The following is a 13,172-nucleotide window of genomic DNA, read 5'->3' as shown; positions in this document are numbered from 1 at the left end:
GGAAAACGGCGTTCCCGCGAATCATTGTCGTAAATTGGGGACATATTGTTAGCTGACACAGACGCTCGTGCCTCGTCCGGGATTTGCTATAGATGTGCATATATTGAGCACAGAGATAACAGCATGGTGACGACCACCAATGACTGCCCCCCTCCCCGGCGCCAGCTTCGAGCAGTTCACGTGTCGCCGCGCGACCCCGACAGCAACGCCCCCATCGTTTCGGCGCGCCGCTATGTCGATGCCCCTCACATCGATCTGCAGACACTGGCGAGCCAGGCGGCTGCGCCGTACCGGTCGTGGATTTGACGACGCCACTAACGCCTTCGGAAAGCATTCGATGGTTACGCCAGGGGCGAGCAGTGGCACCCGAGCTTGCGTGGGCCCAGGGTTACAGGAGATAAACTGCCAGACGTCATAGATTTGAGAAACGGAGAATGAAGCAATGAGCAAGCAAGGCTTTACCACAGGCATCGTCCACGGCGACAGGATCGCGGGCACCGAGCACGGCGGCGTGCATCAGCCGATTCATACGTCCGTGCAATATGGTTTTGAGCGCGTCGAGGATCTGATCGGCGTGTTCCAGGGCACAAAGAAAGGCGGCTTCAACTACGCACGGCAGGGCACCCCCACGACTGCCTCGCTCGAGCGCAAGATCACGAGCCTCGAAGAAGGTGCCGGCACGGTCTGCTTCAGCACCGGCATGGCTGCGATCACGGCAACGTTCCTCACGCTCCTGCGCGCGGGCGATCATCTCTTATCGAGCCGCTACGTGTTCGGCAACACCAACAGCCTGTTCGGCACGTTGCGCACGCTCGGCATCGAAGTCACGACCGTCGACGCATGCGACGTCGAGAACGTGAAGAACGCAATCCGGCCGAATACGCGCATGGTGTTCGTCGAAACCATTGCGAATCCGGGCACGCAGATTCCCGACCTGCAAGGCATCGGCGACACGTGTCGTGAGCGCGGCATCGCGTACGTCGTCGATAACACGATTACCTCGCCCGCCTTGTTCAAGCCCAAGGCGGTTGGCGCAAGCCTCGTCATCAACTCGTTGACGAAGACGATCGCGGGCCATGGCGCCGCGCTTGGCGGCGCGGTGACGGATACGGGCCTGTTCGACTGGGGCGCTTATCCGAATATCGCCGATGACTACCGGCGTTCGGCGCCGAAGGATCAGGGGCTTTTGCAGATCCGCAAGAAGGGCCTGCGGGACATGGGCGCGGCGTTGTCATCCGAGCAGGCGCACTCCATCGCGATGGGCGCGGAAACCCTCGCCTTGCGTGTGAAGCAAAGCAGCGACAATGCGCTCGCACTCGCGCAGTTTCTCGAAGGACACGAAGCCATCGGCAAGGTGTTTTATCCCGGCCTGAAGAGTCATCCGCAATACGAGACCGCACAGGCGCTCTTCAAAGGCGCGTCGTGGCTGCTGTCGTTCGAATTGCTCAACGCCGAGCGCATGATCGAGGTCGTCAACGCGCTCAGGCTGCCGATCAAGGCGACCGGTCTCGGCGACACACGCACGCTCATCATTCCCGTCGCACCGACGATCTTTTTCGAAGCCGGGGCGGACACGCGCAAGGCGATGGGTATATCCGACGGCATGCTGCGGCTGTCTGCGGGCATTGAGGATATCGACGACCTGATTGCGGATTTCTCGCAGGCGCTGAAGTTTGCGGCGTAACGTCCGGATCATTGATATTTGAATCCGCGGGCAGTATGCTCCACCGGCTTGCAAACACAACCAACCGGTACGCCTCGAGCCTCTTCGGAAAGGAAGAGAAGGTCGGTGCCGCCAACGACTTCGAGGCCGTGCAGATCCGGCTCGCGCTGCACGAATCGCAAGCTGCGCAGCGCAGCTATCGCGAGGAGGCCGAGCGGCTCATTCTCTGGCGAAAGGGAAAGAAACTGGCGCACGTCACGCTGCAACCCGTCGCGTGGGACGCACTCGTACAGTATCCGGCTGAACGACGTGAACTGCGGCACGCGATAAGACCGGTTGGCCAGACGTCAAGCACTATCGGATAGCGGGACTCTCGCTGCTCATGCACGTTCCTCTCGTGCTCGCTACCGGCCCCGACCGCGTCGGCCGCCTCCCAAGCCCCACGGCAGTTGCCCCGAACACCATCTCCGGGCCGCCGCTGCTCAGTAGGCTGCGCGCAGTGCCTCAGTGGCGAGGACGAGCCGCGACGCGATGACCTTCACCAGAAAGCGATGAAACTGCTGCGCGGCAGCGGGATTGTCTTGCTCGAGAGCGGCGAGCGCAGCCAGCGACAGCCGGCGCACACGTGTCGGCACCTCGGCGAACACGTCCGCGCTTCGCGGCTGCTGCGTGTATACGGCCATTTCCCCAACGACCGTACCCGGGAGGCAAACGCGCAGCCTCATCGACCGCCCGTTTCCGAGCGGCAGTGAGACCGCGAGCCGGCCGCGCTCGATGATGTACAGCGCATCGCCCGGTTCCCCGCGCAGAAACAGTGGCTGGCCGGCTGGCAGGTCGCGCACTTCGAGCCAGGTGGACAGTGTGTTCAGCGCGCTGGCCGAAAAATGCGGCGCGAGCATCGCGTGGAGGTCATCACCGCGCTTCGGCGCCAACGCGTTTGGCGCGAGCAACTGATCTTCAACCCATTCCAGGCCCGCATCGAGCGTGTCGAATTCACGAATCCGCAGATTGAGCGTGCCGGTTTTTGTCAGCAGATCGCGCGAGCGCAGCGGCAGTGCGGTCAAGACCAGGTCCACGTCCATTGCTGCGCAGAGCTGCCGCAGCTTCACGAAGGTGATCGATACCGACGCGTCTATGCCCTGGGTCGACGCGAAGTCGAGCACGACGAATCGGACCGGTGCCGGATCGCGCGCGGCGAGCCGCTCGCGTATGCGCTGGAGGATCGTATTGGCCGTGCCGAAGAAGAGAAACCCTTGCAGGCACATTCCACACACCTGTGCGCCGAGTCCACGCAGCGATTCGGTCTCTTCGATGTTGCGCTCGACATTCGATCTCCGGGTGCGGAGGTCAAACTCCATGCGTATGCAACTGACCCGGCCATAGAGCAGCGTGAACATGACGCACGCGGCGATGACGCCTGCGACCACGCCGACGATCACGCCCCATGCCGCGATCGTCGCGAGAATGACGGGCACGAGCAGGTACTCGTACCAATTGAGCTTCGTATAGGCGCCGACGACCCAATGCACGAGGAGGCGCAGCCCCATGAAAAGCTGGAGGCCTACGAGCACCGGCACGGGAAAGAGCGCCACGAGACCGGGCGACGCGGCAAGCACGACCAGGCACGCGAGCGACGCGAACACGCCCGCCATCCGGCTCGTCGCGCCGACGCGCGCATTGAGCATCGAGCGATTGAACGACTGATAGCCGACCATTCCGCCCAAAAGCCCGCTCGCGAGATTGGCGAGCCCCGCTGCCCGCATCTCGCGATTGAGATCGACCTCCTCCCCCGTCGCCGCGCCGATTGCCGTCGCATTCATCAGGATCGTGACAGCCGAGGCCGACGTGACCACGAGGCTCTCTGGAAGGTGTGCGGCGATCGCCGGCCAGTCGATGCCGCCGTGCGCGAGCTGCGCTGTCAGGTGCAGCTCCGGAAGCCCGGTGAGCCGCAGCGTCACGCGCGGCAGCAACAGCCCCATGCCGCGCGCTTCGTCGATCGACAGGCCCGCGGCGCGCAGCAGGACGTAGAAGAGGACGACCCCGAAGGCCAGCGTTAGCGGTAGCGCGGCGACATGCTTCCAGGTGCGCATCAGGAGGGTGGCCAGCACGCCTACGACGAGCGCGGGGAGCCACGCGAACCAGTGAAGATGAGTCAACAGCACGAGCGTTTGCCATTGCAGGGACTCGCCCGTCATCACGCGGAACGCGCCGGCGAGGAGCAGGTAGCCCGTGCCGGCGAGGAGTCCGCCGAGGACCGGGTAAGGCAGGAACTGCAGCGAGCGGCTGCGCCTCGACGAACCTATCGCGTAGAGCACGATGCCGGTCACGAGCGAACAGAGCGCGATCGCGATCAGCACGGTCAGGAGGATGGTCTGCGGGGAGCCGCCGTCCGCGCGCACGCTGCTCGCGACACCTGCTGCCACGCCCGCGAGAAACGCCGCCGCATTGCTGTCGGGCCCGCCGATGTTCAGGCGCATCGAACTCGTCAAGGCAATCACGAGCGCCGTGACGACGCAGCTAACGAGCGCGGTGGGCACGCCGAGAATCGCGTAGCGGGCGAGATCGGCGCTGAAGATCATCGTGCCGAGGCTCATCGCGTAGCACAGCATGACGAGCGCCGATACCGCCCCGGCCACCAGATCGCCGGGCAGCCCGGCGACGCGCGAGCTCGGCGGAACGTCGGAGACGGAAACGGTCTTGCCCGGCTTCACGTGAATTCCCGGTGGAATACGGCGGCGCGATGGGGAGCGCTTCAGTATCCATCCTCGATTGAAAGCCTGTCAAACGCCATACGCCGTCCCTTGCAGACGCCTACACTGGGTATTCAGCGGCACGATCCCCCGAGAGGCTCGCGGCCATTCGCTTCGGCAATCGGCGCGCACTTTTCGTCTGCCTTTTGAACGCCTGGAGCCCATGGGAAGGAGCCGGAAGCGGCCCCGGGCGGCGGAGTGGCGCGTGCCGCCCGGCATTGTATGCAGGCGGCGAACATGGATATTGAGCAATGGCTTCACGTCCTGGGACTTGAGCAGTACGCGCGAACGTTCGCGGCGAACGACATCGATCTGTCGCTGCTCGCGCAGCTGACCGATACGGACCTGAAGGAACTCGGGGTGCAGTCGCTCGGCCACCGCAAGCGCATTCTCGCTGCCGCCGCACGGGACTCGGCGGCAGCGGCCCCGGCGGTGGCGCAGGCGCCCCTCGCCGTAGACGAACGCAGGCAGGTCACGATCCTCTTTGCCGATCTCTGCGGCTTCACGGCGCTGTCGGGCACGCTCGATCCGGAGGAGCTACGCGCGCTGATCGGCGGTTACACCGCGCTCGTCGACGGCATCGTGCTCGCCTATGGCGGCACGACAGACAGGCACATCGGCGATGCGGTGCTGGCGCTGTTCGGCGCCCCCCGCGCGCACGAGACGGACACGCTGCGCGCGGCACGCGCGGCGCTCGACATCCATGACGCGCTGACGCAGTTGAGCGCGCAGGCATCGAGGAGGTTGCAGGCGCATATCGGCATTGCGAGCGGCGAGGTGGTCGCTGGCGCGCTCGGCTGCGTCGACGCGCGCGACTACACCGTGACCGGCAATCCGGTGAACCTGGCAGCCCGGCTCCAGGCTGCAGCGGCGCCCGGTGAGACCTGGCTTTCCGAGGACGTGGTGCGCGCGCTCGGCGACGCCGCCGTCTGCGACGCAATCGGCGAGCAGCCATTCAAGGGCATCGACACGTCGGTGCGGGTTTGGCGGCTGCGCGCCATCGTGAGCGAATCGGCGAAGGCGAGTCAGAGCCGCTTCGTCGGACGCCAGGCCGAGCTCGAGCAGTTTCACGGTATCGTCCACGCGTGCGTCGCGACGCGGGCCGGCCACGTCGTTCATGTGCGCGGCGAGGCGGGCATCGGCAAGACGCGTCTCGTCGACGAGATGCGCCGCTATGCGCAGTCGCAGGGCTTCGTGGTCCATCGGGCCCTCGTGCTCGATTTCGGCGTGGGCAAGGGGCAGGATCCCGTGCGCGCGATCATCGATAGCCTGCTTGGCCTGCCGGCCGGCGCATCAAGCGACGCGCGGCAGGCCGCGGCAGCGCGTCTCGCCGCTGAGGGCGTCCTCAAGGCCGAGCAGATCGCGTTTCTCCACGACCTCCTCGACCTGCCGCCCGCGGGCGAATGGCGAGGCCTCTACGACGCGATGGATCACGGTGCGCGCAAGCGGGGCAAGCAGGCGCTCGCCGCGAGATTGACCGACGACGCGTGCAGGCAGGCGGCAACGCTGATCGTTGTCGAAGACCTGCATTGGGCCGACCCCGAAGTGCTCGACTATCTCTCGGCCTTCGCCTCGGGCATCGCGAACGGCCCGGGCCTCCTCGTGACGACCTCGCGCGTGGAAGGCGATCCAGTCGATGCGACGTGGCGCGCGCGTTGCCGCGATACCCCGTTCGCAACGATCGATCTCGGGCCGCTGCGAAAGGAAGAGGCGCTGAGTCTCGCGGGCAACTACATCGACGCGACGCAGCGTGTCGCGCGCGCCTGCATCGAGCGCGCGGGCGGCAACCCTCTGTTCCTCGAGCAGCTGTTGCGCAACGCCGAGGAAGGCAGCGGCAGCGCTGTGCCCGCCTCGATCCGCAGCCTCGTGCTCGCGCGGATGGACCGGCTCGCGCCGCGCGACCGCCTGGCCTTCCAGGCGGCCGCCGTAATCGGCCAGCGTTTCGACATTGCGTTGCTGCGGCGCCTCATCGACGATCCCGGCTACGTCTGCGACGGCCTGCTCGCCAATGCGCTCGTGCTGCCAGAGGGTGAGGACTTCCTGTTCGCCCATGCGCTGATTCAGGAGGGTGCGTACTCGACGCTGCTGCGCGCGCGCCGGCGCGAGCTGCACCGCTGCGCGGCCGACTGGTTCGCGCATAGCGACCCCACGCTGCACGCCCAGCATCTAGACCGCGCCGAGGACGAACACGCGTCGCAGGCCTATCTGGCCGCCGCAGACGCGCAGCGCGCGGCCCACCTGGTCGAGGCCGCGCTGCGCCTCGCGGAGCGGGGCCTCGAGATCGCCCAGACAGACGCGGAGCGCCACGCCCTGAGTTGTTGCAAGGGCGAACTCCAGCGCGACCTCGGCGACATCGCGGGATCGATCGCCACGTATCGCGCGGCGTTAGCGGCTGCTCCCGACGACGCCAGTCTGTGCCGCTGCCAGCTCGGGCTTGCGGAAGGCCTGCGCGTGAGCGAAGGTCTCGACGAAGCGCTAGACCTGCTCGCGGCCGCACAGCGAATCGCCGAACGCGACGACCGGGTAGCCGAGCTTGCGAGCCTTCATCATCTGCGCGGCAACATCTTCTTTCCGCTCGGGAAGATCGATGCCTGCAGCGCCGAGCACGAACGCGGGCTTGCCTATGCGCGGCGCCTCGGCCTGCCGGAGGCGGAGGCTCGTGCGCTCGGCGGCATTGCCGATGCCGCGTACGCGCAGGGGCGGATGCGGACGGCATTCCGCAATTTCAGCGATTGCGTGGCGTTGAGCAGCGAGCACGGGTTCGGCCGTATCGAAGTCGCCAATCGTTCAATGCAGGGCTTTAGCCGCATCTATCTGAACGACGCGCAGCAGGCGCGCGAAGACGCCGTTGCCGCCGTGCGCGCCGCCGAGCTGATCGGGGCACCGCGTGCGCAATTGCTGGGCGAAACGCTCGGCGTGTTCGCCTGCTGCGAGCTAGGCGATGCGCAGGCTATGCGGGTCCATCTGGTGCAGGAGATGCGAGTGATCCGGCAGTTGGGCGCGCGCCGCTTCGAAGCGCAGAATCTGGAAATGCAGGGACGAGCATGGCTGAACGACGGATGCCGCGGCGAAGCGGTGGAGGCGCTTCGTGAAGCGCTCGCGATCTCGCGCGAAGTGGGCACGCAGTTCTGCGCGCCGAAGGCCCTGGGCGCCCTCTCCCGCGCAGTCGACGAGGATGACGAGCGTGCACGGCTCCTGGCAGAAGGCGAAGACCTCCTACGCCTCGGCGCGGTCGGCCACAACCACCTCTGGTTCTACCGCGATGCCATCGAAGCGATGCTATCGGCCCTCAATCCGGCCGGCGCGCTGCGCTACGTGGCGGCACTCGAGGACTACACGCGGCTCGAGCCGCTGCCTTGGGCCGAGCTGTTCGCGGCGCGCGGCCGCGCGCTCGCTCGCGCCGTGCAGGAGCCTGCGGACGAAGCCGTTCGATGCGAGCTCGAGCGCGTACGAGCTGTGCTGCTGCAAGCTGGCTTTCGGTACTACCTGGCCGCGGTCGATGCAGCGCTCGCCGCTTGAGACGAATATCACGCCGGCACAGCGTGCCTATCCATCCGGCCGATCGAGGTTACGGCAAGCGTCTACCGGAGCGAAACCATCGGACGCTCGGCCCCCGCTTTCGCAAACACTTGCGGAGAGTGGCGTGATGAGAGATGCCGGCCGATCAGCGACAAGGCTGGTCACTTCCGTCATCGTCCCCTTCACTGGCTCGATGGGCGGTACGCGTGTAACGACGACGCCCCCCGTTTTTGGTCAGGGAAATGATGATGCCACCTCCGTCGTCAACTACCCCGTCAAGGTACACGGAGTCGATATGAGTCTTTCCATGACCCGACGGGATATTCGGGCATATGACGTTTGCCACCATGACAGTCTCCCTGGCAGCGGGAAGCACCACTGTTGGGGTTCCTTACAGCCGGCACCGGCCGGCTAGCCCTATGCTTGTGCCCAAGCAAAGTGTCCACCCCACGCGAATTCCAGCAGATCTTCCAGGGCGTATTCGGCAATCCTCATACACCAATCATTTGCAATCCTTAATGCTATCGGTCGCCTCGCGAGGGGCTCTTCGCTATAGGCGATCGAGCGCGGATCGCGCCGTCATAGCTGCCCTGTGTCATTTGCTTGCCCCTGACTCCCGGGAAGTAGCGAGCGCCCGCGTCAGAATGGACATCGTGGCTCGGAAGACGCTTCGACGCTCCAAGTGCTGGCCGCGCAGGACTACACCAATGAGAGAACCGGAGTCAACCATGGCGAAAAGGACTTTCTTGCAAAGCGTCGGCGATGGGCTGGCGGGCGTTGTCTCCACCTTGCGAACCGAGCGCAACTTCCGCATCCAGGTTGGTGTCACCGCCGCGTTACCTGTGGTGCTGCTCTGGCTGCGTCCGCCGCTCGTGCTTTGCGCGCTATGCCTGGTGATGGCCACACTGGTCCTCGCAGCCGAACTGTTCAACACAGCCCTCGAGCGGCTGGCCGACCACCTGCATCCCGAGCACCATCCTGCGATCGGTGCAGTGAAAGACTGTGCGGCAGCCGCTGTGATGCTCGTCTGCGCCGGCGCCGGCCTCGTCGGAATACTGACGCTGGTTGCCGTTTTTGCGAAACGGTAGCCCGCCGTACAGCGCGTCTGATATGCGGCGTTCGCATTGCGTCGGACAGTAGTACGATATTCGCTCGTCTTCACGCCGCGTGCGATGCGTCGCTCCGCGCTGGCATGACGCTTCCGGACACGGAGGACCTATGCGCGTTCTGATAGTTGGCGCAACCGGACTGCTCGGCAAGGAAATCGCTCGCCTGCTCTCGCCCGAACACGAGGTCATCGGTGCGAGCCGCAACGCCCCGGGCCTGTCGGTGGACCTCACAGACAAGGAATCCATCGTATCAATGTACCGGCAACTCGGAACCGTTGATGCCGTGATGTGCGCCGCAGGCGCAGCGAAATTTGCGCCGCTTGAATTGCTGACCGACGAAGACTTTGCGTTCAGTCTGGCCAACAAGTTGATGGGGCAGGTCAACCTTGTCCGGTGCTCGGTCGGTCACATCACACCAGGCGGGTCCCTGACGCTAACCAGCGGCATTCTGTCCCAGCATCCGGTCACAGGGAGTGCCGTAGTGGGCATTGTCAACGCCGGGGTCGAGGCGTTCGTCCGCTCCGCAGCTCTCGAACTACACGGGAAGGCACGCGTGAACGTCGTCAGCCCAGGCTGGGTTTCAGAAACGCTTGCCGCAATGGGGCAGGCCTATTCGGCAGGTACTCCCGCCGCGGTGGTAGCACAGGCGTATAAGCGGAGCCTGGACGAGGACATCACGGGTCAGGTTATTCCAGTCAAGAAGTCGTGAAAGCAGCACCTCCATCGTTTAGCGCGCTGCCGCCGCAGCAACTGTGCTCCACTTCAGTCTTGCTGTTTTGACTCGTAGCAAACGCGCGTTTCGTACTTAACCGCATGCCAGGCCAAGTATTGAGGAGACAATCATGAGCCTCGCCGGCAAGACACTATTCATCTCAGGCGGTAGTCGCGGTATTGGACTTGCCATTGCACTCCGCGCGGCGCGTGACGGCGCGAACATTGTGATTGCAGCGAAGACGGCCAACCCGGACCCGCGGCTCGAAGGCACGATACATACGGCGGCGGCCGCCGTGCAAGCTGCTGGGGGAAAGGCGCTTGCACTGGTGGTCGACATTCGCGATGAGGAGCGCGTAAAAGACGCGGTTGCCAGAACCGTTGAAGTGTTCGGCGGCATCGACATACTCGTGAACAATGCCAGCGCCATCCGGTTGACGGGAACGCTGGATACGCCCGTCAAGCGGTACGACCTGATGCACGGCGTGAACGGGAGAGGCACGTTCGTCTGTGCTCAGGCCTGCCTGCCTCACCTCCTCAATTCGCCGAATCCACACATCCTTACGCTGTCGCCACCGCTCGTCACCGACGCGAAGTGGTTCAAGGATTTCCCCGCATATACCGTCGCAAAATACACGATGAGCCTCTTCACTCTTGCGCTGGCGGGTGAGTTCAAGGAACGTGGCGTCGCCGTCAATTCGCTGTGGCCAAGAACCGCGATTGCGACTGCTGCCGTGCGAAACGAGATTGGCGGTGCGGATATGATTGCCGCGTGTCGCAAGCCGGAGATAGTCGCCGACGCAGCCCACTATATCCTGACCCGCCCGTCGAGGGAGTGCTCGGGAAATTTCTTTCTCGATGATGAAGTGCTATTGGCGGCTGGTGTCCGGGACTTCTCGCAATACGACGTCCAGGCGGGCGCTGCATTGCAGGCAGATTTCTTCGTTGAGGCGCTGCCCGGCATGCTACGGGCGGACAATATGGTCAAGCCCAAGCCGGGCCTGTGAGGTACCCGGGCACGCGAGGAGAATCCGGCACCCTGGCTCGACGGATTCCGGGCGACGTTCGCGGTATTGAAGGATGGTCAAGCGTTGCGGGCTCGTAGCCGTGTCCGTGAAACGCCTTGAACGCCCTCGTTCACACAGGCATCCCGTCTGCGGCGACACACTTCCTGTGGACTGGCTGGCGGCTTCAGGTATCGCCGGTTCAATCGAAGGACTTATCGCTTTGACCTCGAACATAACCGCGCGCCGCAACCACGGGACGAAGCGTCATTCCAATCAGGGCGCAATCGAATCCAGTAGGTCGCTTCGAGGAAAAAATGTTTCTTCACAAAGCGTTCCCTGATAGGCCGATTCAATTGGTATCCCGACGGTCACCATCCTGTAATGGAACTTTCGTCGTTTTGCAGCTTTGCAGCTGTCGGCACTCAGCGAGCGCGCCCGCGAAGCCCAGCGCTCGGGAAGGTGGACGCGCAGTCGTTGCCGTGACCAAATCGTGGTGGGGTCGAAAAGCTGCGCTGACACGGTGACCTCCAGACGGCGCGCTTCATCAGTTGGTCACCATTGCCGAACATGCTGAGCGTTGGACATACGTCTTCAGGAGGCGAACATGACTGATTTTCGTGAGCAAGCTGCTGTCGCCCAACGGGCAAATTTCGACTTTTTCTTTGGACTGGCCGGCAAGATGCTGGAAGGCGAGGAAAAACTCATCAAACTGAATCTGGACACGGCGAAAACGACGTTTGGCGATTGGTATCAACGCGTGCAAGACGGGCTGGCGAAGAAGGACGGACCGGAAGTTACTGCCTTGCAAGACTCGCTGGCACTACCCTCAGCGGAGAAGGTCCTGACGTACGAACGTCAGGTTGCCGAGATTGCGTCCAGCACGCAAACGCAACTGGCAGAGGTCATCAATGCCCAATACCAGGAGGTCAACCGCCAGGTTCAATGGTTCGTCGAGAATGTCGCGCAAAACGCACCAGTCGGCTCCGAAGCCGCAATTGCATTTATGAAACAAGCTATGACGCTTGCCAACACCGCTCAGGAAAGCGTGCAAAGCGCAACGAGGCAGGTGGTCGAAGTCGCGCAAAGTAACGTGGAGGCCGCAACAAAAGCCGCATCTGACGTGAATGAAGCGGCTGACCAGGCAGTCGAGAAAGCGGCAAAAGCCGCGAAGGAGGCGAAGCAATAATTTAAAGGAACGTTGAACCCCGGGTCCCAAGACGCCGCAAGCTAACGCACCTGGCCGCATGCGTTGTGGCCGCGACCGGACGCCATACTCGTGTGCGCTGGTCGTTCATTCCGGCGCATGTCATCCTGGCCCGCGTCTTGTACCCGCCTCTCGGCCAATACCGACACACGCACCCCGGGGAAATCACGTCGCGGCACATAGTTGAAAAGGAATGGCCCGCCTCGGCGGACCACTCCCTGCGCGACGGCGAGTGCGCCGAGGTTGTCATGTTGGCTGGTTGTTTGCAGCCTGTCTGGCCTTCGGGCGTTGCTTCACTTCAAAACTGGCCTTGTGGTTTTCCTGAAGCGACTTGAAGCCACTCAACCGTACCAGGTATCTCAGCGCCTGTGGCTCGTGAACGTTCAAAACTCAGGCTCACGGACGCGCCGACTATCATCGAACATGGACGGAGATACGGCAATGGATGACCGATTTGATAGACGGGAACTACTGCTGCACCTCGGGGATATGCTCGAAGCGTTGAGCTGTCTGGCCAATACAGGTCGGCCATACGCGCAGGTGGCTCGACTCGCGAAGGAGCAGGATTCGTTGCAAAACTTCAGCTTCCTTCGGACGGTCGCACCGAGGATGACGGTGGCCGACTTCGGGGCTCGCCTCGCCAGCGCATTCTTTCTATGGCCAATGGAACTGCTTGAGGCGGAACTCAACCGCAACGCACTCGCGTCAACAGTCCAGCACGACCTCTTTGACGGCAACCCTGACGGCTGGAAAGCCTATGTCGCCTACATGCAGCAAAAGGTCGAATGGTTTGGGACCGGGCTGCCTGAGATGAACGCCAGCACTTCGGAAATGCCGGCGCGCGCTGCCGCTGGCGAAGCGAGTCCAATCGAATCGTCGGTCGAGCGAGCATCGCTTGCCGAGTGGGATGGACCCGACGAGAAGAAGGGGTGGCCCTGGCCGCAGCCAGGCTCGACGTCGTGATGCACGCAGCGATTTGCGAGCAGCACCGGCCCGAAAATTTCTTCACGGGCGATGGCCATCAGATTATTAACATCGGCGAAGACTGTGGGAATACGTACGCGAAGCGTGCGTTCGAAAAGCTGGGTGTTGGTACCAGGCGCCAACTGGTTGCGCTCGTGCTCAGGAGCGCACCGACCGGCTACGAAGCAAACGCGACGCACTGAGCCAACCTCCACGCGCAGACCACGCAGAAACGACGAATCAGGG

Annotated in this window: 10 protein-coding genes and 1 pseudogene; 8 read left to right on the top strand and 3 right to left on the bottom strand. The window is 63.6% G+C overall.

Annotated elements, in window-relative coordinates:
- Nucleotides 1-180 precede the first annotated feature (180 nt).
- Both VMJ11_RS13920 and VMJ11_RS13915 read left to right on the top strand, forming a co-directional pair.
- A complete protein-coding gene (locus VMJ11_RS13920; RefSeq protein ID WP_325619977.1) occupies nucleotides 181-306 on the top strand; it encodes a hypothetical protein in 126 nt (41 codons plus the stop codon).
- A gap of 136 nt (nucleotides 307-442) precedes the next feature.
- Entirely contained in the window at nucleotides 443-1,684 is a 1,242-nt protein-coding gene (locus VMJ11_RS13915; protein ID WP_325619976.1) for a cystathionine gamma-synthase family protein, read from the top strand.
- Nucleotides 1,685-1,692: 8 nt separating this feature from the next.
- Here the strand turns inward: VMJ11_RS13915 and VMJ11_RS13910 are convergent, their stop codons facing one another.
- Together VMJ11_RS13910 and VMJ11_RS13905 are read right to left on the bottom strand one after the other, a co-directional pair.
- A complete protein-coding gene (locus VMJ11_RS13910; protein WP_325619975.1) occupies nucleotides 1,693-1,917 on the bottom strand; it encodes a hypothetical protein in 225 nt (74 codons plus the stop codon).
- Nucleotides 1,918-2,145: 228 nt separating this feature from the next.
- Nucleotides 2,146-4,374 carry a SulP family inorganic anion transporter gene (locus VMJ11_RS13905; RefSeq protein WP_325619974.1) on the bottom strand — a complete coding sequence of 743 codons (2,229 nt, stop codon included), beginning with the start codon at nucleotides 4,372-4,374 and terminating at the stop codon, nucleotides 2,146-2,148.
- Nucleotides 4,375-4,650: 276 nt separating this feature from the next.
- On the opposite strand from VMJ11_RS13905, the gene VMJ11_RS13900 reads away from it, so the two are divergent.
- The 6 genes from VMJ11_RS13900 (at nucleotide 4,651) to VMJ11_RS13870 (ending at nucleotide 12,926) form a co-directional block, all read left to right on the top strand.
- Nucleotides 4,651-7,932, top strand: coding sequence for an adenylate/guanylate cyclase domain-containing protein (locus VMJ11_RS13900; protein WP_325619973.1), 3,282 nt, complete (start codon nucleotides 4,651-4,653; stop codon nucleotides 7,930-7,932).
- 728 nt (nucleotides 7,933-8,660) lie between these two features.
- Nucleotides 8,661-9,020, top strand: a complete 360-nt coding sequence (locus VMJ11_RS13895; protein WP_325619972.1) for a diacylglycerol kinase — start codon at nucleotides 8,661-8,663, stop codon at nucleotides 9,018-9,020.
- Between the two features lie 130 nt (nucleotides 9,021-9,150).
- On the top strand, nucleotides 9,151-9,750 hold the full coding sequence (locus VMJ11_RS13890; protein WP_325619971.1) for a short chain dehydrogenase: 600 nt from the start codon (nucleotides 9,151-9,153) through the stop codon (nucleotides 9,748-9,750).
- A 133-nt stretch (nucleotides 9,751-9,883) separates the two neighbouring features.
- Nucleotides 9,884-10,759 carry an NAD(P)-dependent oxidoreductase gene (locus tag VMJ11_RS13885; protein ID WP_325619970.1) on the top strand — a complete coding sequence of 292 codons (876 nt, stop codon included), beginning with the start codon at nucleotides 9,884-9,886 and terminating at the stop codon, nucleotides 10,757-10,759.
- 604 nt (nucleotides 10,760-11,363) lie between these two features.
- A complete protein-coding gene (gene phaP / locus VMJ11_RS13880; RefSeq protein WP_325619969.1) occupies nucleotides 11,364-11,945 on the top strand; it encodes a TIGR01841 family phasin in 582 nt (193 codons plus the stop codon).
- Nucleotides 11,946-12,404: 459 nt separating this feature from the next.
- Nucleotides 12,405-12,926 carry a hypothetical protein gene (locus VMJ11_RS13870; protein WP_325619968.1) on the top strand — a complete coding sequence of 174 codons (522 nt, stop codon included), beginning with the start codon at nucleotides 12,405-12,407 and terminating at the stop codon, nucleotides 12,924-12,926.
- A gap of 17 nt (nucleotides 12,927-12,943) precedes the next feature.
- On the opposite strand, the pseudogene VMJ11_RS13865 reads toward VMJ11_RS13870, so the two are convergent.
- Nucleotides 12,944-13,015, bottom strand: a pseudogene (locus tag VMJ11_RS13865) (aldehyde dehydrogenase family protein); the annotation flags it as partial.
- Nucleotides 13,016-13,172: the final 157 nt, after the last annotated feature.

The organism is Paraburkholderia sp. (assembly GCF_035501035.1).
Lineage (GTDB): Bacteria > Pseudomonadota > Gammaproteobacteria > Burkholderiales > Burkholderiaceae > Paraburkholderia.
The sequence above is the reverse complement of the archived record's forward strand: the minus strand, read 5'-3'. Positions and strand labels throughout refer to the sequence as shown.